The following is an 18,296-nucleotide window of genomic DNA, read 5'->3' on the forward strand; positions in this document are numbered from 1 at the left end:
GGCGCCCCACGGGGCGCCCCTTCGCAAGGGGGGAGAGCCATGCTGTACAGGGAGCTCGCGGAGAGGGCGAGGGGCAAGACGGGGGCGTGGTGCAAGGCCTGTCCCGTCTGCGACGGGAGGGCGTGCGGCGCGCACGTCCCAGGCCCGGGCGCCAAGGGGACGGGCACGGTCGCCGTCCGCAACTACCAGGCCTGGGAGGAGTGGCGCGTCAACCTCGACACGATCCGTCCCTACGCGGAGGCGGACACCTCGCTCGAGCTCTTCGGCCGCACCCTCTCGCTGCCCGTCATGGTCGGTCCCGTCGGCGACGTGAGGCGCCACTACGGCGAGCTCTTCGACGACGTCTCCTACAACCGCTGCGTGCTCTCGGCAGCCGCGGCCCAGGGAACGGTCGCGTGGACCGGCGACGGCCTGGAGGGCAGCATCGTGGCCAACGCCACGCAGGTGATCGCCTCGCTCGGCGGCTGCGGCGTCGAGACGATCAAGCCCTGGGCAATGGACGTCGTGCGCGAGCGCGTCGGGGTGGCCCTGGGTGCCCATCCGCTCGCCATCGCCATGGACATCGACGCGGCGGGCCTGCCATTCCTCAAGGGCCAGAACCCGCCCGCGGGGTCCAAGACGGTCGACCAGCTCGCAAAGGTTGCCGAGCAGTGCCACGAGGCCGGGACGCCCTTCGTGCTCAAGGGCATCATGACCGCGCGCGGCGCGCTCAAGGCGCTCGACGCGGGCGCGGACGCCATCGTGGTCTCCAACCACGGCGGCCGCGTGCTCGACGGCGTCCCGGCGACGGCCGAGGTGCTCCCCGGCATCGCGGAGGCGGTGGCGGGCAGGATGTCCGTCCTCGTCGACGGCGGGATCCGCTCTGGCGTGGACGTCTTCCGGGCGCTCGCGCTCGGCGCGGACGCGGCCCTCGTCTGCAGGCCCGTGGTGGTGGCGGCCCACGGCGGCGGCCAGCAGGGCGTCGAGGACTACCTCGCGCAGCTGCGCTCGGAGCTCGCCGACACCATGGAGATGTGCGGCGCGGCCACCCTGGCAGACGTCGGGCGCGAGATGCTCTTCTCCTAAGGGGCCAGGGCCCCAGGTCTTGGGATCAGTCCCAGGGGAGCTCTTCGGTGGTGCCGGCCTCTTCGGTCGAGCTCGGCTGGTCCGTGGGGTCCGGGATGTCGTTGTCGGGGTCTATCCTGCCCTCCCAGAGGTCCTCGTCGAGCCTCTGCTCGAGTTTGGACTCGAGGCTCCTGACGCCGAGGCCGGCGGAGGCGGCGAACTCGGCCAGCTCCTGGCACTCTTGGTCGGTGAGCGTGACCGAGGTCCCGTACTGGCGCGCGATGCGCACGGCGGGGGAGCGGGCGGGGTCCCTCAGCAGGCGAGCGTAGTCGTCGACCGTGAGCTTGGAGACCCGCGACACGATGTTGATCCTACCTGCGATCTCGCGGCGCACGCCACCGTAGCGCACGAGGTCCTCGATCGAGGGGAGCCTGGTCTCGGCCGCGTCGATCGCGCTGTTGTCGGCGGAGAAGCCGGCCAGCCGCGTCTCGTGGGACATGCCTTCGAGCATGTGCTCGAAGGTACCCATGAGCAGGAAGCTCACGCTCTCCATGGAGAGCGATTCGGGGACTGCCTTGGGGTCCGACCCGAGGATGGACTTCGTGTGCCCCCCGTCCATGAGCTTGAGGAGCTCGGTCTGCACCCACGCGGAGCTGTTCTCTCCCGAGCTGGTGGTCTTCGGCTCGAACATCTTGTCGGCCTCGTCGATTACCACGATGGCATGTTCGGCGTCGACCTTGTCCATCCCACGGAACATGTTGGAGAACTTGACGTCACCCTTCCACCCCTCGGTGGTGACCTGGCTGCCGTCGACCCAGGCCACGTGAGGCCAGAACCTTGCGACGCCGTTGGCGAGCAGGGTCTTGCCCGAGCCGGTGGGCCCCATGAGCAGGGTGACCCGGCGGTCTCCACGCACATGGTGCCAGAGCATGAGGGCGAGGTCGCGAATGGCATCCTCCTGCCCCCAGACGTCTCGCGAGAGCTCCTTGGCGATCTGCCGCGGGCTCAGCTGGAGGAGGCCCGTCACCTCGGCACTGTCGAGGGCGCCGCCGCGCGACCGCTCGCGGTCGAGGTATCGGACGGGGGTCTTGAAGTAGTGGTCCTCCAGGGGGTTTCCGTGCTTGCGGACCCATGCGCGCCCGAGCACCTCGGCTACCACCGAAAGCTCAGCCTCGGTGAGGCTGCAGTCGGAGAGTGCCCTGCGCGCGACCTCGGAAAGGGTGGTGGTGGGGCGCTTCTGCCAGAGGACGGCGATCTCGTTCACGGCGTGGAGGCAGGCGTTGTACTCGGCGTCCGAGAGCTCGTCGAACTCTCCCGCCTTGGCGTGCTCGTTGAACGTAATTGCCGGGTTCGTCTCCGGGGTGCCGCCATCGGCGCAGGCGAGCGCGCCGACAAGCTCGACAAAGAAGTCCTGGGCCATGCGGAAATTCATGCCCGACGTCCTTTCGGGGCCGCAGGTACTTGCGTCCCCTTCTCCGCCCCGCTCCGGAGGCGATGGGCAGGGCTATTGCACTGCGTGAATTAATGTCCCCTCATACTATAGTATGGCGTGTGACAAGGGTCATCGGACCTGACACGGGAGAAGGGACTTCGAGATGGCGAATGACCTCAAGGCGGAGAATGGCGTCGTCTACTTCGACAGCGGGGCGTCGCTGCAGTCTGGCAGGGCCACCCAGTGCCGTGTGGCGAACGAGGCGAAGGAGTCGCTGCTGCCGCTCGTCCTCGACGCGGGGGAGCTCGACGAGGACGGGAACCTGACATTGGCTGGCCGGACCAACAACTATGGCGAGCTGCGGGCGCTCTCCCTGGCTCTCGAGGTGGCAAGGGGCCTTGGCGCCAAGGAGATCTGCGGGGACTCCGAGCTGGTGATCGACTACTGGTCCAAGGGAATCTGCAAGAGCAAGGACGCAGATACGCGGGAGCTCTCCAAGGAGGTGACGGCCGCCCGTAGCGCGTTCGAGGCGGGCGGCGGCACCGTCAAGTGGATCTCGGGAGACCTGAACCCGGCGGACCTCGGCTACCACAAGGCCTAGACGTGGCTTCGTGGGGCTAGACCGTAGGCACGGGTGGGCCTCGGGCTTTGGGGCGGCCTCTGCCATGCCTGAAACCGGGGCGTGCAAAAAAACGCAGGCCAACGGTAAGCATCCGTTGGCCTGCGCATTCCTTTTGGTGGGCCCTGAGGGATTCGAACCCCCAACCCAGGGATTATGAGTCCCCTGCGCTAACCGTTGCGCCAAGGGCCCGGTGCACTGCCTACTCTACCGCATCGTGCCCCGTGCAACGGCGGCGCCAGGGCTAAAGCGGTATAAAAAACTCCGCACCGGAGTGCGGAGCCGAGTTTACCTGGTGGAGAATAGGGGATTCGAACCCCTGACCTCATGACTGCCAGTCATGCGCTCTCCCAGCTGAGCTAATTCCCCAAACGCAACGGTGGATACCTTACTCCTGCCGACGCGTCTGGTCAAGGGCGAGTTGGCCTAGACTGGAGAGAACGTGGACGCGCGGGCGCCGTCTCTGCCCCGCGCGACGCGTGGGTACGAACAAAGCTGCAGGTTGGTCGGGCCCGGAAGGGCCGAAGTCTCGTCCCAGGAGGTTCTCGTGTCCCCCGAAAGCAAGCGGATCAAGGTATTCACCCTTATCAGTCTCGTGTACGGCCTCGTCTCCCTGTTCTGCGGCATCTTCATGGTCTCCGCGCTTGGCGAGCAGACGCCCGTCGGCGCCGCCGAGGCCGGAGGCGGCGTGGTCTCCTTCGTCCTCGGGATCCGTGGGTCGCTGCTCGCAAACGTCCCCAACAAGGCAGGCGGGCTCATGAGGCTCTCGGGAGTCCTGCTTCTCGTGCAGGTCGCCCTGATCGCGGCCGTCGTCGTGCTCGTGGGCCCGGCAGCCGCCCAGGCTCACGCCCCCGCGCTCGCCCTCATGTGCGCGGGCGCCGTCGTGACCCTCGTCGTGTTCTGCCTCTCCCGAGCCCTCCACAGGAGGAACCTCGCGAAGTAGGCCCAACGCGAAGGGGGCCTCTTGCCCCGCAGGCTGGCGCGCCGGGCACAGGAATTTCTCGGACAGGGGAAAATTCTCGTGCGCTTGCGGGGAGAGTCTGGTAATATAACCCGTGCGTTGCGGGCGATTAGCTCAGGGGTAGAGCGCTTCCTTCACACGGAAGAGGTCGCTGGTTCGAAACCAGCATCGCCCACCATAGGATGAGAGGGCCGGAGTTCGCTCCGGCCTTTTTGCTATGCGGAGGTGGAGCATGGACGCGAAGGGCGAGAACCCGGTCGAGAAGTTCGGCATGTACATCGCGCACATCGGCGTCAACGCCGAGGCGGACGAGGACACCATGAGGATCGTGGACGAGTTCTCGGGCCTCCTCGGCCTCGAGCACATGACCGTCGCCCCGGTCTCGGAGTTCGCCGGGGACTTCGTCGAGGTCATGAAGCCCGGGCACGGCAGCGGCGAGCGGGGCCACATCGGCTTCCACGTGAACGACGTCGAAGCCGCGGCGAAGTGGTTCGACGAGCACGGCTCCAAGATCGACTGGGACCACTGCGCCAAGAACCCGGACGGCTCGCTCTTCCTCGTCTACTTCGAGAAGGAGATCGCTGGCTTCGCGATCCACCTGACCGCGCAGAAGTAGCGGGCGCCCGGGCGCTTCGTGGTACTTGTTTGCAGAGGCGCGCCGCCATGCAGGCGCGGCGGTCCCTGGGGTACCCTTGAGTGCGTAAGCCAGGAGAGCGTCGGGAGGACGCACTTGATAGCTCTTGCAGACAAGATTACCAAGTCCTTTGGCGGCCGCGTCCTGTACGCGGCCGCTACGCTTCAGCTCAACGCCGGCGAGCGCTGGGGCCTCGTGGGCCCCAACGGCGCGGGCAAGACGACCCTGCTCAAGATCATCATGGGCAAGGAGTCGCCGGACGAGGGCACGGTCTCGTTCGCCAAGGACACGACCGTCGGCTACCTCGAGCAGGAGACCAAGCTCGCGGGCGACAAGACCGCCCTGGCCGAGGTCGTGGATTCCGCGACCGAGGTCAAGCGCCTCCAGGCGCGCATCCGCGAGATGGAAGAGAGGATCTCGGACCCAGCGGCGGACATCGACAGCCCTGAGTACCAGCGCCTGCTCGAGAGCTACGGCTCCACGCAGGACCGCTTCGAGCGCCTGGGCGGCTACGAGGTCGAGGCGCGCGCCAAGCAGATCCTCGCCGGCCTCGGCTTCCCGACCGAGGACTTCGACAAGCCCGCCAAGGAGTTCTCGGGCGGCTGGCAGATGCGCATCTCGCTCTCCAAGCTCCTGCTGCGCCACCCCGACCTCCTCCTGCTCGACGAGCCGACGAACCACCTCGACCTCGAGAGCGTCAAGTGGCTCGAGTCGTTCCTCGCCTCCTACGACGGGGCGGTCCTGCTCGTGAGCCACGACCGCGCCTTCATGGACGCCTGCGTGAGCCACATCGCCTCGCTCGAGAACAAGCGCCTCATGACCTACACCGGCAACTACTCGAGCTACCTCAGCCAGCGCGAGGACAACCTGGAGCAGCTCCGCGCCAAGCGCGCCAAGCAGGAGAAGGACATCCAGCACATAGAGACCTTCATCGAGCGCTTCCGCTACAAGCCCACGAAGGCCAAGCAGGTCCAGGAGCGCGTGCGGAAGCTCGAGAAGATCAAGGAGGAGCTCGTCGTCCTGCCGGAGCAGTCCAAGCGGGTGCACTTCTCCTTCCCGGCGCCCCCGCGCACGGGCGACATGGTGGTCAGCGTCGAGGACGTCTCCAAGCACTACGGCGACAACGACGTCTACGACGACGTCTCCCTCACGCTCTACCGTGGCGACCACGTCGCCCTCGTGGGTCCCAACGGCGCGGGCAAGTCGACCCTCATGAAGCTCATCAACGGCCACGAGGAGCCGACCTCCGGCACCGTCACGCTCGGCCAGAACGTGACGCAGGCCTACTACGCCCAGCACCAGCTCGAGGAGCTGACCGCCTCCAACACGGTGATGCAGGAGATGGACGAGGCGGCCCCCGGCTGGACGAGCTCGGAGGAGCGACGCCTCCTCGGCGCCTTCCTCTTCCACGGCGACGACGTCAACAAGCTCGTGGACGTCCTCTCCGGCGGCGAGAAGGCCCGCCTCGCCCTGGCGAAGATGCTCGTCGCCCCCGACCCGCTGCTGTGCCTCGACGAGCCCACCAACCACCTCGACATCGACTCGGTCGACGTGCTCGAGCGAGCGCTCGTCGAGTTCCCGGGGACCATCGTCCTCATCAGCCACGACGAGCACCTCGTGCGCGCGGTGGCCAACAAGGTGGTCGACGTGCGCGACCACAAGGTGACGCTCTACGACGGGGACTACGACTACTACGAGTTCAAGCGCGCTGAGCTCGAGGCGCGCTCGGCGGGAGCCGAGGCCCCGGCCCAGGCCGCGCCGGCCGCCGCGCAGGCGAGGCCGGAGGACGCTCGCCCCAAGGGCAGGAACGTCAAGACGCGCGAGCAGCGCCGCGCCGAGGCGGACGCGAGGAACGCCGCCAACCGCGCGCTCAAGGCGGAGCGCAGGCGCCTCAAGGAGGTCGAGGGCGCGCTCGGGCCCGCGCACGCCCGCTACGAGGAGCTCATGGGCCTCATGGCCTCCGAGGAGCTCTACAACGACTCGGCGAGGTTCGACAAGGCCATGAAGGAGTATGAGTCCCTCTCGAAGAAGATCCCCAGGCTCGAGGAGGAGTGGCTGGAGCTCACCGAGAAGATCGAGGCGGGCGTCTGATGGCGAGCCACTTCAGGGACGGGGCAGCCGTGCCGGACGACCCCGGCACGAGAGCGACCGTCGCCCAGGCGGCCGGGCGCACCCGCGTGATGGGGGCGCAGCCCCCGACGACGCGCCTCGCCCGCGACCTCGACGACACCCTGCCCAGCATCCCCGTGGGTGCCGCCTCGGGTCGCGCGTACGCTCCCGAGCCGGAGCCGGTTCGCGTCGACGCCGTGCCGTCCCCCGCGCAGTACCGCTACGGAGAGGAGCCCGGCGCCGCGTCGCCCGCCCGTCGCCGGCGCCACCTGCCGGCCCGGGGCCTCCTCGCCCTTCTCGCCTGGGCGTGCCGGCTCGCCGCCATCACGCTGAGCGTCGTCGCGGTCCTCGACTGCTTCTCCAACCTCAGCTCCAGGACGGCCCTCTTCAACCTCACGGCCGCCCTGGCCTCCGCGCTCCCGGCCCGGGTGTCGGGCCTCTACGTCATCAACACGCCCTTCGGGGGCGCCTTCCGCGGGGACTTCGCCCTCTCCGCGCTCGCCCTCTTCGTCGCCGACTGGCTCCTGTGCCGCGTCCGCGGCTCGCTGAGGAGATAGGGGGATACGTGCTCGGATACAGCGCACTCGACATCCTGAACCTGGCGCTCTCCCTCGCGCTCGTGATCTTCTCGGCCATGGTGCACGAGGTCGCGCACGGCTGGGTCGCCTACAGGCTTGGCGACGCGACCGCCAAGCGGGCGGGCAGGCTCACCCTCAACCCGGCCAGGCACCTGGACCCGTTCGGCTCAGTCGTGCTGCCGCTCTTGATGGCCGTCGCGGGCTGGCCCGTCTTCGCCTACGCCAAGCCCGTCCCCTACAACCCCAACAACCTGCGCAACCCGCGCACCGACGAGGTCCTTGTCGCCCTCGCCGGCCCCGCGTCAAACCTCCTGCAGGCGCTCGCGGGGGCGGCCGTCTACCAGCTCGTCCTCTCCCGCCTGCTCGCCGACGGGGGCTCCCTGGTCGTCGGCGGCGCCTCCTTCTGGGTGCTGAGGGCGCTTGCCCTCTACGTCTACGTCAACCTCGTCCTCATGTTCTTCAACCTGATCCCGCTCCCGCCGCTCGACGGCTCGAAGCTCGTCATGCCGCTGCTGCATGGAAGCGCGCGCGAGCGCTACTACCACATCCAGTCGTACAGCCTCCCGATCCTCGTCGCCGTGCTCTACCTCGTCCCCATGGTCGTGCACTTTGACCCCCTGAGCCTCTACCTCGACGCGACGGCGGGGAACCTCCTCGAGCTCCTGCTCGCCTAGGTGGGAGCCCATGTCCTACCGCGTCCGCACACAGGTCTTCTCGGGCCCCTTCGACCTCCTGCTCTCCCTGGTGAGCAGGCAGAAGGTAGCCATCGGCTCCATCTCCATCTCGGAGGTGGCCGACCAGTACCTCGCCGAGGTCGAGCGCATGGGGGAGCTCGACCTGGACGTGGCGAGCGACTTCGTGCTCGTTGCCTCGACGCTGCTCGACATGAAGGCCGCCTCGCTCGTCCCCGACGAGGGCGTGCGCCTGGTCTCCGACGACGAGGACGAGCTCGGCGACGAGTTCGCGGGCATGAGCCCCGACGAGGCCCGCGAGGCCCTGGTCGGGCGCCTCGTCACCTACAAGCAGTTCAGGGGGGCGGCCGCGGCCCTCGCGAGCCGCGAGCTCGTCGAGTCGCTCATGGTGCCGCGCACGGCCGGGCCCGACCCCGAGTTCCTGGGCCTCATTCCCGACTACCTCGAGGGCGTGACCCTGCGCAGCCTCGCCGTCATCTGCGCCGACCTCGACTCGAGGAGGGGTCGCTTCCTGCTGGAGGACGAGCACATCGCCCCGCACCGCCTGCCGGTCATCCTGACCGTGGCCTCCGTCGACCGCGTCACGCGCAGCCGCGGCTCGGTCACGTTCCGGGAGCTCATAGACGGCGACACGAGGCCGGAGGTCGTGGTCGCGACCTTCCTCGCCATGCTCGAGCTCTTCAAGCGCGGCTCGGTCAGGGTGACCCAGGACGAGGTCTTCGGGGACATCAGGATCGACCGCGTCGAGGGGGCGCCGGCCTTCGAGCTCGACGAGGAGGACCTTACCAGCATCGGAGAGGATGACCTGTGATGCAGCAGCTCCAGCAACTCGAGCCCGACTCGATGGCCCCGGCCGTCGAGGCCCTGCTCCTCGTGTCGACGGACGCCGTCTCTGCGCAGGAGCTCGCCCGCGCGCTCGGGCTGGCGCCGGCGGAGGTGGAGGACGTCCTGAGGGCGCTCTCGGAGGAGTACGCCCGCGCCAACCGCGGCTTCCAGCTGAGGGAGCTCGCGGGAGGCTGGCGGCTGTGCACGCACCCGGCCTTCCACGAGCAGGTGGAGGGCTACGTCCTGTCGTGGGACAAGCACACGCTCTCCCAGGCCGCCCTCGAGACGCTCGCCGTCATCGCCTACCACCAGCCGGTCTCGCGCGAGGGGGTGCGCGAGGTCCGCGGCGTCAACTCGGACGGCGTCATCGGGTCCCTGCGCCAGAAGGGGCTGGTCCGCGAGGTCGGCAAGGACGACCGCCAGGCCGCGCTCTTCGGCACGACCCGCGCCTTCCTCGAGCACTTCGGCCTGAGGTCGCTCAAGGACCTGCCGCCCCTCGAGGACTTCGCGCCCGACGAGCAGTCGAGGCGCTTCATCCGCGAGCGGCTCTCCGGGGCGCACGTGGAGTCGACGCTCGAGGACGCGGCGGACGAGATCGAGGAGGAGAAGGACCTCTTCGAGGACGGCGAAGCGGAGGGCCCGGAGGACGGGCCGGAGGGGGACGTGGAGTAGGATGGACGAGATGGGGGAGGCGGGTCCCGTGCAGGAGGGCTCCGGGCGCATCGTGCCCATGAGGCTCCAGAAGTTCCTCGCCCGGGCGGGGGCCGCGAGCAGGAGGGGATCGGAGAACCTCATGACGGCGGGCAGGGTCCGCGTCAACGGCGAGGTGGTCCGCGAGCTGGGCAGCAAGGTGGACCCGCTGCGCGACCGCGTGACCGTCGACGGGGTCGAGTTCCGGATCGCGGACGGCCCCACCTACCTCATGCTCAACAAGCCCGCGGGCTACGTGACCACCATGAGCGACCCGCAGGGGCGCCCGTGCGTGGCGGACCTCGTCCCCTGCGGGCGCTACCCGGGGCTCTTCGCGGTCGGCAGGCTCGACAGGGACACCACGGGCCTTCTGCTCTTCACGACGGACGGCGAGGCGGCCCACCAGCTCCTGCACCCCTCGCATCACGTCTCCAAGCACTACGTGGCGCTCGTGGAGGGCAGGCCCACGGCCGCCCAGCTCGACCGGCTCCGCCATGGGATCCGCCTGCGCGACGGCATGGCGCAGCCCGCGGAGGCGGAGGTCATCGGCCCTGGCGACGCGCTCTTCGGCGCGGTGGCCCCGGAGGGGGCGCGCGGCGACGTGAGCGTCGTGGGGATAAGGATCCAGGAGGGCAGGAAGCACCAGGTCAAGCGCATGCTCGGCGCCATCGGCCACAAGGTGCTGCGCCTGCACCGCGACGAGTTCGGCCCGCTCAGGCTCACGGGGGTCGCCGAGGGCCGCTGGCGCCTCCTCACGGACGGCGAGGTCGCGGCGATCAGGCGCGTCGTCGGCGAGGCAAGGGAGGCCGGCGCGGGCGCCGGCGCGCGCGAGGGCGAGAGGGAGGACTAGGCTTGGCAGCACGTCACAGGATACTGGTCATGAGGCACCCGGAGACGGTGGCGAACACCCGCCGCTTCCTCTCGGGGCGCGAGGACGTCGAGCTCACGGAGAGGGGGGAGCGCGAGCGCCTCGAGGCCATCGAGGCCGTCTGCGCTTGGGGGCCCGACCGCGTCTGGTCGTCGCCGTTGTCGCGCTGCACGACCATAGCCGAGGCCGCCGCCGAGCGTCTCCACGTCCCCTTCGAGGTGCACGAGAACCTCGTGGAGCTCGAGTTCGGCTCCGTCCAGAACGTCCCCTACGACGAGGTCGCCGAGCTCGGCTACCCCTTCCCGTGGCACCTCGACGAGCGCGGACGCTCCATCGCGGCGCCCGGCGCGGAGGACTTCGAGCACCTCAGGGCGCGCGCCAAGGCGCTCCTCGCGGAGCTTCTCCCCCTTGAGGGCAGGACGGCCTGCGTGACGCACGGCGGACTCACGAGGGGCCTTCTCGGCGCCGTCTTCGACACGCCGCTCGAGACCTTCTGGAACGTCTCGATCTCCAACGTCTCGTCGCAGGTCCTGACTTGCGACGGCACCACCTTCCGCCTCGCCGCCCTCGGGCTCGCCCCGCGCGAGGTGGTGGCCCGCGCCAAGGACCCCTCCCTCATGGGCAACGACACGACACAGACCATCTCCGGGGTGATTGAGCATGAAGATCGCAATTGATGGGCCGGCCGGATCGGGCAAGTCGACCATAGCGCGCGCCCTCGCGGAGCGCTGCGGCATGACCTACCTGGACACCGGGGCGATGTACCGCTCGGTCACCTGGGCCTGCCTGCGCGACGGCGTGGACCCCTCGGACCTCGCCGCCGTCGCAGACACGGCGGCGAGGTCCGACGTCCGCTTCGTGCGCGAGAAGGACGGGTCCCAGCGCGTGCTCCTCGACGGCGAGGACGTCACGGCCCAGATCAGGACCCCGGAGGTCGACCGGAGCGTCTCAATCGTCTCCGCCGTGCCCGCCGTCCGCGCCCTCATGGTCGAACGCCAGCGCGCCCTCGCCGGCGAGGGCGACGTGGTCGCCGAGGGGCGCGACATCGGCACCGTGGTCTTCCCCGACGCGGAGGTGAAGGTCTTCCTGACCGCCGACCCCAGGGCCCGCGCGCACCGGCGCGCCGTCCAGCGCGCGGGAGGGGACGCCGCCGCGGGCGTCGCGGCGGAGGTCGACCCCGAGCAGGAGCGGGCCATCCTCGAGGGCATCGAGCGCAGGGACCGGATCGACTCCACGCGCGAGACAACGCCCCTCAGGCGCGCGGACGACGCGCACCTCCTCGACTCCTCGGACCTGACGGTCGAGCAGGAGCTCGAGCAGATCATGGGCCTCATCGCCGCCGCCAGGGAGGCGGGCGGCCCGACGGGGCAGGCCGCGCCGTCCGGGCCGACGGCGCCCGCCCCGGACGCGATCGCGAAGCCGGCTTCCGACGCTCCCGCGCCCGCAAGGCCCGCGGCCCCCAAGCCCGCCCCCGCGGAGGGCCGGATGCGCGCCTTCGCCGGCAACTCCATCGACGACTACTACGACCACGCGATGCGCGACTACCCCTGGACGGCCAAGGTCCTCCTCGGCTTCCTCGTCGGCGTGGTGGGCGCCGCGACCAAGGTGCTCTGGCCGTGGCGCATCGAGGGCGCGGAGAGGCTCTGGGACGCCTCGGCGGAGGGCGGCAAGGGCCGCGTAATCGTCATGAACCACGTCTCCATGCTCGACCCGGTCGTGGTCTACGTCTCCGAGTGGGTCCACGGCAGGCGCGTGCGCTGCGTCTACAAGAGCGAGTTCGACAAGGTGAAGGTGGCGACCTGGCTCTTCGCGCGCGCCGGCGCCGTCCCCGTGCGCCGCGGCACCGCAGACATCAAGGTCGTGCGCCGCGCGCAGAGGGCGCTCGAGCGCGGGGAGGACGTCCTTATCTTCCCCGAGGGCACCAGGGTGAAGGCCGACGACGAGGAGGTGGAGCTGCACGGCGGCTTCGCCCTCATGGCGCAGCTCGCCAAGGCGCGCGTCCTCCCCGTCGCCATCGTCGGCGCGCGCGACATCACGACGCGCACCCGCAAGGTCCCGCACTTCCACCGGGTCTTCCTCAAGGCCGGCGAGCCCATCGGCTTCGGCGGGATCGAGGCCAAGGGGCGCAAGCGCCAGGCGGCCGAGATGGAGCGGGTGGCCATGGAGCGGGTCTATGCCCTGCGCGACGAGCTGCGCGCGGAGCACCCGGGGAAGCTCTAACGAGAGGGGCGATGAGGACATGAGGCCACGGATAGTCGTCGCGTCCGAGGCGGGGGCCTGCTACGGGGTCGAGCGCGCGCTCGAGCTCGTGAGGGAGGCCGCGCGCGGGAGCGAGGGGCCCCTCTACACGCTCGGGCCCCTCATCCACAACCCGCAGGTCGTCGCCAGCCTCGAGGAGGACGGCGTCGGCGTCGTCGAGGACCCCGGGCAGGCGGCGGGCGCGACGCTCGTGCTCAGGACCCACGGCGTGACCCCCGCGACCGAGCGGGCGGCGAGGGAGGCCGGAGCCGCGGTCATAGACGCGACCTGCCCCTACGTCAAGAAGGCACACCTGGCCGCCGAGCGGCTCAGCGAGGAGGGCTACCAAGTCGTGATCGTGGGCGAGAAGGGCCACCCGGAGGTCGAGGGCACGCTCGGCCACGCCCCGGGCGCCCTCGTGGTCGCCGACGCGGCCGAGCTCGATGGCGCGAGGGTCGGGCGCAGGGTCGGGGTGGTCGTGCAGACCACGCAGACGCGCGCCTGCCTGCGCGCGGTGGTGGACCGCCTGCTCGACCTCGCCGAGGAGGTCCGCGTCGTCAACACCATCTGCGACGCCACGACCGAGCGCCAGAGGGCGGCCGCCAAGCTCGCCCTAGAGGCGGACGTCGTCATCGTGATCGGCGGGCGCATCTCGGCCAACACGACCCACCTCGCCGAGATCTGCTCCGAGCGCTGCCCGGCGACCCACCACATAGAGACGCCCGAGGAGCTCGAGGCCGGCTGGTTCGAGGGCGCCTCCCTCGTCGGCGTCACGGCCGGCGCGTCGACGCCCCACGAGCAGATCGAGGCCGTGGCCTCCGCCATCGCCCGCCTCTGCGACGGGGTGGGGGAGTAGGCCATGGCGAGGGAAGGGGAGAAGGACGTGCGGCCCGCGCCCGGCGCGCAGGGGGACGTCGGCGCCTCCCCGCGCCGCGCCGACTACGCGAGCACCCGCGAGCGCAGGGTGGGGGCCTGGGTGGCCGCCGTCGAGGAGGGCAGCCCCGCGTGGGAGGCGGGCCTCGAGCCCAGCATGCGCATCGACTCGGTGGGCGGCGCCCCCCTGCGCGACATCATCGACTGGCGCTGGGAGGCCTCCGACGCCGTCGCCGAGCTCGCCGTCTTCGACCCCGCCACGGGTGAGGAGTGCGCCTGCACCCTCGAGCGCGAGCCCGGCGAGGACTGGGGCGTCGAGTTCGAGGACGTGCTCTTCGACGGCATCCGCACCTGCGTGAACGCCTGCCAGTTCTGCTTCATGAGGATGCTCCCGGAGGACGCGCGCGCCTCGCTCACGCTCCGCGACGACGACTACCGCCTCTCCTTCACCCAGGGCAACTTCGTCACGCTGACCAACATGACCGACGAGGACGTCGAGCGCGTCATCGCCTACCGCCTGGAGCCGATGAACGTCTCCATCCACGCCGTCACCCCCGAGGTGCGCCGCTCGCTCATCGGGCCCAGGGCCATGCGCGGGATCGAGGTCCTGGAGCGGCTCTGCGAGGCGGGCATCGAGGTGCACGGCCAGATCGTTCTCTGCGCCGGCATCAACGACGGCGCGGAGCTCGTCCGCACGCTCGACTGGGTCGAGGCGCGCAGGCAGATCACCTCGCTCGCCATCGTGCCGATGGGCTACACCAAGTACTCAAAGGTCTTCTCGCGCTCCTTCTCCGAGGACGTGGAGGCGAGCCGCGCCGTCGTGCGGCTGCTCGAGCCCTACCAGGCGCGCGCCCGCGCCGAGCTCGGCATCACGCGCTTCCAGCTCTCCGACGAGTTCTACGTCGACGCCCGCCTGCCCGTGCCCGCGGCCGAGACCTACGACGGCTACCCGCAGTTCTACGACGGCATCGGGATGCTCAGGAGCTTCCTCGACGAGGCGGCCGCGCTCGCCGCGGACGACGCGGCGGAACTCGCGCGCGTGGCGCGCGACCTGGGCTCCGGAGGGGGCAGGGCGCTCCTCGTGGTGGGGGAGGCCGCCCTCGGTGCAGCGCGGGACCTCTGCGCCCTCTGGGCGCGGGCGCTCGCGGCCGAGCCCTGCGGAGACGGGGCGCAGGGGGCCGAGAAGGACGGCGGTCACCGCGCGCTTCCCGTGGAGCCGCTCGCGATCCGCAACGACTACTACGGCGGAGACGTCAACGTCACCGGGCTCATCGTCTCGCGTGACCTCCTGGCTCAGCTGCCGGCCTCGCTCGACGGCACCCTGGTCGTGCTCCCGGAGGCCATGTTCAACTTCGACCGGCTCACCCTGGACGGCGACTCCGAGGGGCACATAGCGGAGGAGGTGGCGCGGCGCGGGGGCGTGGCCTGCGTCTCGGAGACCTCGCCGCGCGCCCTCGTGGCGGCCGTGGCGGCCCACGCGGACGGCCTTGGCCCATGTGCGCAAACTCTGTAACCGGAGGGCGGGGTTTCCCGTCGGCCGCGCTTCTCGGCTAGTATCAGACCCAACTACCGAGAGCAAGGAGAGCCATGCCCAAACCCATCGTCGCCGTCGTGGGCCGCCCCAACGTCGGCAAGTCCACGCTCGTGAACAGGCTCGCCGAGCGTCGCGAGGCCATCGTGCACGAGTCGCGCGGCGTCACGCGCGACCGCTCCTACCACGACACCGACTGGAACGGCCGCGAGTTCACCCTGGTGGACACCGGCGGCATCGAGTCCGTCAAGAGCAAGGACGCCTTTGCCCCGCGCATCCGCGAGCAGGCGCTCGCCGCCTGCGACGAGGCGGACGTCATCGTCTTCGTCGTGGACGGCACCTGCGGCATCACGGACGAGGACGAGGAGGTCGCGCGCGTCGTGCGCAAGGCTGACAAGCCCGTCTTCCTCATCGTCAACAAGCAGGACAACCCCGATTCGGAGTCCGACCTCTGGCCGTTCTACTCGCTCGGCGTCGGCGAGCCGAGGTCCATCTCGGCCACGCACGGCTACGGCACGGGGGACCTGCTTGACGACATCGTCGCGGCCTTCCCCGAGGAGCACGAGGAGGAAGAGGTGGAGGACGACGGCTGCCTGAGCGTCGCGATCATCGGCCGGCCCAACGTCGGCAAGTCCTCGCTCACCAACCGCCTCGTGGGCAAGAAGCGCTCGATCGTCTCTGACGTGGCGGGGACCACGCGCGACGCCATCGACACCGTGATCGAGTTCGAGGGCCGGCGCATCCGCCTCGTCGACACGGCGGGCATGCGAAAGAAGAACCAGGTCCACGAGGACGTGGAGTACTACAGCCTCGTGAGGGGGCTCGCCGCCATCGACCGCGCGGACGTCTGCGTGCTCGTCGTGGACTCCACGGTCGGCGTGACCGAGCAGGACCAGAAGCTCGCGGCGACGGCCATCGACCGCGGCTGCGCCCTCGTGCTGTGCCTCAACAAGTGGGACCTCGTGGACACCGAGCAGGCGCGCGACCGCGTCGTCGCCTCCATCGACCGCAGGATGGCCTTCGCCTCCTGGGCGCCCTACGTCAACGCCTCCGCCCTGACCGGGCGCGCCTGCGCGAAGGTGATGCAGGTCGCCTGCAAGGCGGCCGAGGCGCGCGCCATCCGCATGAGGACCTCCCAGATCAACGCCGTGCTCGACGCCATCAGGGAGACGGGTCACACCGTCGTGCGCAAGAACCGCCGCCTCAAGATCAACTACGCGACGCAGACGGGCGAGAGGCCCCCGGTCATCACCTTCTTCTGCAACGCCCCCGACCTCGTGGACGACAACTTCGAGCGCTTCCTCGAGAACCGCATCCGCGCGGCCTTCGACCTTGCGGGTACGCCCATCCGCTTCAAGTTCAAGAGGAAGGACCAGTAGGATGGCAAGGCTCGCCCTGGTGACGGCCGCCTGCATGGCGGTCGCCTACTTCGTGTGCGGGATCCCCTTCGGCCTCGTGGCCACCAGGGGGGACGGCGTCGACGTCCGCAAGGCGGGCTCGGGCAACATCGGCATGACCAACGTCGCGCGCACCGTGGGCGGCAAGGCCGCCGCGGCCACCTTCGCGGGCGACATGGGCAAGGGCCTCGTCTGCATGCTGCTCGCACGCGCCGTCGTGGCCGGCGCGTGCTTCGGCGGGGACTGGTCGATGCTCGTGCCCTCCTCGCCCTTCGCCCTCTCCATGACGCTGGTCTTCTCGTGCTGCGTGCTCGGCCACGTCTTCAGCCCCTACCTGCGCTTCCACGGCGGCAAGGGGATATCGGTGGGCTTCGGCGCCGGCCTCGGCCTCTTCTGGCCGATTGGCCTGGGCATGCTCGCCGTGTTCGTGGCCTTCGCCGTGCCCTCGCGCTACGTCTCGCTCGGCTCCGTCACGGCGGCAATCTCGCTGCCCGTCCAGTGCGCGCTCTGGGGCATGGGCCCGGCGGCGCTCGCGCCGGTGACCGTCGTGGCCTGCGTCGTGATCTGGGCGCACCGCAACAACATCAGGAAGCTCGCGAGTCACCAGGAGAGCAGGTTCTCCGTCCGCCACCGCGACGGCGCCGACGAGGGTGCCGACGGGGGCGAGCGCAGGTGAGCGCGCGGGAGGAGGGCTCGCCCCGCCTCGCGCGCGTCTCGGTCGTCGGGACGGGCTCCTGGGGCACGGCGGCGACGGGCCTCGTCGCGCCCAAGGCCGAGAAGGTCGTCCTCTGGGGGCGCTCCCCTGAGGCCTGCGAGGCCATCAACCGGACCCGCCACAACCCGCGCCACCTCACGGGCTACGAGCTCGCGCGTAACGTGTCGGCCACGGCCGACCTCGCGGAGGCGGCGTCGGGCGCGGACGCCCTCGTCCTCGCCCTGCCCTCGGCCTACCTGCGCGCCACGGCGCGCTCGCTCGCGCCCTACGCCGGCGCCACGACCCCGGTCCTCGTGCTGACCAAGGGCGTCGAGCCCGGGACGGGCGACCTCATGTCCGACGTCGTGGCCGAAGAGCTGGGGCGCCCCGGGCGCGTCGCGGCCCTGAGCGGCCCCAACCACGCCGAGGAGATCTGCCAGGGGTCCTACGCGGCGGCGGTCGTCGCGAGCGCGGAGGCGGGGTGCGCCACCTTCTTCCAGCGCCTCATGGGCTCGCACGACTTCCGCGTGTACGCGAGCGCGGACCTCACCGGCGTCGAGGTCTCAGGCGCGGTCAAGAACGTCGTCGCCATCGCCTGCGGCGTGGCCGCGGGGCTGGGCGCCGGCGACAACACGCTCGCGGCGCTCATGACGCGCGGCATCGCCGAGATGAGCCGCGTGGTCGCGGCCCTCGGCGGCGACCCCATGACCTGCATGGGGCTCGCGGGCATGGGCGACCTCGTCGCGACCTGCACCTCGCGCCACTCGAGGAACCGCACCTTCGGCGAGGCCTTCGCCGCGGGCGAGTCGCTCGAGTCCTACCAGAGCAGGACCCACATGGTCGTGGAGGGGGCCGCCGCGGCGCGGAGCGTCTATGAGCTTGCGCAGAAACATGCCATAGAGGCGCCCATCACGTGCGTGGTTCACGCTATCCTTTACGAGGGCCTGCCCCTCGCCGAGGCGATCGAGTCGCTCCTGCAGAGGAGGGTCCGCGAGGAGTTCTACGGGCTCGGGACAAACGAATAGGGCCACCCGGAAGCGGTGCGGGCGAGGCGCCATGAAGGCGCCGCCGTCGGCCTCCGCCGGCAGGCGCGGGGGCGAGAGAGGGCAGG

18 protein-coding genes and 3 tRNA genes are annotated in these 18,296 nt (G+C 70.4%); 18 read left to right on the forward strand and 3 right to left on the reverse strand.

Features of this window, described 5'->3' with window-relative positions:
* Positions 1-39 precede the first annotated feature (39 nt).
* Positions 40-1,065 (forward strand): alpha-hydroxy-acid oxidizing protein, encoded by a 1,026-nt coding sequence (locus VXJ25_RS04635; protein ID WP_330958042.1) that lies wholly within the window; start codon positions 40-42, stop codon positions 1,063-1,065.
* Positions 1,066-1,090: 25 nt separating this feature from the next.
* Here VXJ25_RS04635 and VXJ25_RS04640 read toward each other — a convergent pair whose 3' ends face one another.
* Positions 1,091-2,476, reverse strand: coding sequence for an AAA family ATPase (locus VXJ25_RS04640; protein WP_330958043.1), 1,386 nt, complete (start codon positions 2,474-2,476; stop codon positions 1,091-1,093).
* Between the two features lie 163 nt (positions 2,477-2,639).
* Here VXJ25_RS04640 and VXJ25_RS04645 point away from each other — a divergent pair, with 163 nt between their 5' ends.
* Positions 2,640-3,077: a ribonuclease H family protein gene (locus tag VXJ25_RS04645; RefSeq protein WP_330958044.1), complete on the forward strand. Its 438-nt coding sequence runs from the start codon at positions 2,640-2,642 to the stop codon at positions 3,075-3,077.
* Positions 3,078-3,211: 134 nt separating this feature from the next.
* Here VXJ25_RS04645 and VXJ25_RS04650 read toward each other — a convergent pair.
* Together VXJ25_RS04650 and VXJ25_RS04655 are read right to left on the reverse strand one after the other, a co-directional pair.
* Positions 3,212-3,287, reverse strand: a tRNA-Ile gene (locus VXJ25_RS04650).
* A 101-nt stretch (positions 3,288-3,388) separates the two neighbouring features.
* Positions 3,389-3,464: transfer RNA gene (locus VXJ25_RS04655), tRNA-Ala, on the reverse strand.
* A gap of 178 nt (positions 3,465-3,642) precedes the next feature.
* Between VXJ25_RS04655 and VXJ25_RS04660 the strand changes: the two genes are divergently transcribed.
* From VXJ25_RS04660 to VXJ25_RS04735, 16 genes are all read left to right on the forward strand, one after another.
* Positions 3,643-4,038 carry a hypothetical protein gene (locus VXJ25_RS04660; RefSeq protein WP_330958045.1) on the forward strand — a complete coding sequence of 132 codons (396 nt, stop codon included), beginning with the start codon at positions 3,643-3,645 and terminating at the stop codon, positions 4,036-4,038.
* A 121-nt stretch (positions 4,039-4,159) separates the two neighbouring features.
* A tRNA-Val gene (locus tag VXJ25_RS04665) sits at positions 4,160-4,234 on the forward strand.
* 54 nt (positions 4,235-4,288) lie between these two features.
* Positions 4,289-4,672, forward strand: a complete 384-nt coding sequence (locus VXJ25_RS04670; RefSeq protein WP_330958046.1) for a VOC family protein — start codon at positions 4,289-4,291, stop codon at positions 4,670-4,672.
* Positions 4,673-4,834: 162 nt separating this feature from the next.
* Positions 4,835-6,781, forward strand: coding sequence for an ABC-F family ATP-binding cassette domain-containing protein (locus VXJ25_RS04675; RefSeq protein WP_407941911.1), 1,947 nt, complete (start codon positions 4,835-4,837; stop codon positions 6,779-6,781).
* Positions 6,781-7,356 carry a hypothetical protein gene (locus VXJ25_RS04680; protein ID WP_330958048.1) on the forward strand — a complete coding sequence of 192 codons (576 nt, stop codon included), beginning with the start codon at positions 6,781-6,783 and terminating at the stop codon, positions 7,354-7,356. Before VXJ25_RS04675 ends, VXJ25_RS04680 begins: the two co-directional genes overlap by 1 nt.
* 8 nt (positions 7,357-7,364) lie before the next feature.
* The gene (locus VXJ25_RS04685) at positions 7,365-8,051 is read left to right on the forward strand and encodes a site-2 protease family protein (protein ID WP_330958049.1); all 687 of its coding nucleotides are present in this window, start codon (positions 7,365-7,367) and stop codon (positions 8,049-8,051) included.
* 10 nt (positions 8,052-8,061) lie between these two features.
* A complete protein-coding gene (locus VXJ25_RS04690; RefSeq protein WP_330958050.1) occupies positions 8,062-8,880 on the forward strand; it encodes a segregation and condensation protein A in 819 nt (272 codons plus the stop codon).
* Positions 8,880-9,566, forward strand: coding sequence for an SMC-Scp complex subunit ScpB (gene scpB, locus VXJ25_RS04695; RefSeq protein ID WP_330958051.1), 687 nt, complete (start codon positions 8,880-8,882; stop codon positions 9,564-9,566). Before VXJ25_RS04690 ends, scpB begins: the two co-directional genes overlap by 1 nt.
* Before the next feature lies 1 nt (position 9,567).
* A complete protein-coding gene (locus VXJ25_RS04700) occupies positions 9,568-10,434 on the forward strand; it encodes a pseudouridine synthase (RefSeq protein ID WP_330958052.1) in 867 nt (288 codons plus the stop codon).
* A 2-nt stretch (positions 10,435-10,436) separates the two neighbouring features.
* Complete coding sequence (locus VXJ25_RS04705) at positions 10,437-11,129, forward strand: histidine phosphatase family protein (RefSeq protein ID WP_330958053.1); 693 nt, start codon at positions 10,437-10,439, stop codon at positions 11,127-11,129.
* Positions 11,113-12,672, forward strand: coding sequence for a (d)CMP kinase (cmk, locus tag VXJ25_RS04710; RefSeq protein WP_330958054.1), 1,560 nt, complete (start codon positions 11,113-11,115; stop codon positions 12,670-12,672). Before VXJ25_RS04705 ends, cmk begins: the two co-directional genes overlap by 17 nt.
* Before the next feature lie 19 nt (positions 12,673-12,691).
* Complete coding sequence (ispH, locus tag VXJ25_RS04715) at positions 12,692-13,546, forward strand: 4-hydroxy-3-methylbut-2-enyl diphosphate reductase (protein ID WP_330958055.1); 855 nt, start codon at positions 12,692-12,694, stop codon at positions 13,544-13,546.
* A gap of 3 nt (positions 13,547-13,549) precedes the next feature.
* Positions 13,550-15,076, forward strand: coding sequence for a DUF512 domain-containing protein (locus VXJ25_RS04720; RefSeq protein ID WP_330958056.1), 1,527 nt, complete (start codon positions 13,550-13,552; stop codon positions 15,074-15,076).
* Positions 15,077-15,150: 74 nt separating this feature from the next.
* Positions 15,151-16,473, forward strand: coding sequence for a ribosome biogenesis GTPase Der (gene der / locus VXJ25_RS04725; RefSeq protein WP_330958057.1), 1,323 nt, complete (start codon positions 15,151-15,153; stop codon positions 16,471-16,473).
* A 1-nt stretch (position 16,474) separates the two neighbouring features.
* Positions 16,475-17,167, forward strand: coding sequence for a glycerol-3-phosphate acyltransferase (locus tag VXJ25_RS04730; RefSeq protein ID WP_330958058.1), 693 nt, complete (start codon positions 16,475-16,477; stop codon positions 17,165-17,167).
* Entirely contained in the window at positions 17,164-18,210 is a 1,047-nt protein-coding gene (locus VXJ25_RS04735; protein ID WP_330958059.1) for an NAD(P)H-dependent glycerol-3-phosphate dehydrogenase, read from the forward strand. Before VXJ25_RS04730 ends, VXJ25_RS04735 begins: the two co-directional genes overlap by 4 nt.
* The last annotated feature ends 86 nt before the right edge of the window (positions 18,211-18,296 follow it).

The sequence above is a fragment of the Olsenella absiana genome (genome assembly GCF_036408855.1).
GTDB classification, from domain to species: Bacteria; Actinomycetota; Coriobacteriia; order Coriobacteriales; family Atopobiaceae; genus Olsenella_K; species Olsenella_K absiana.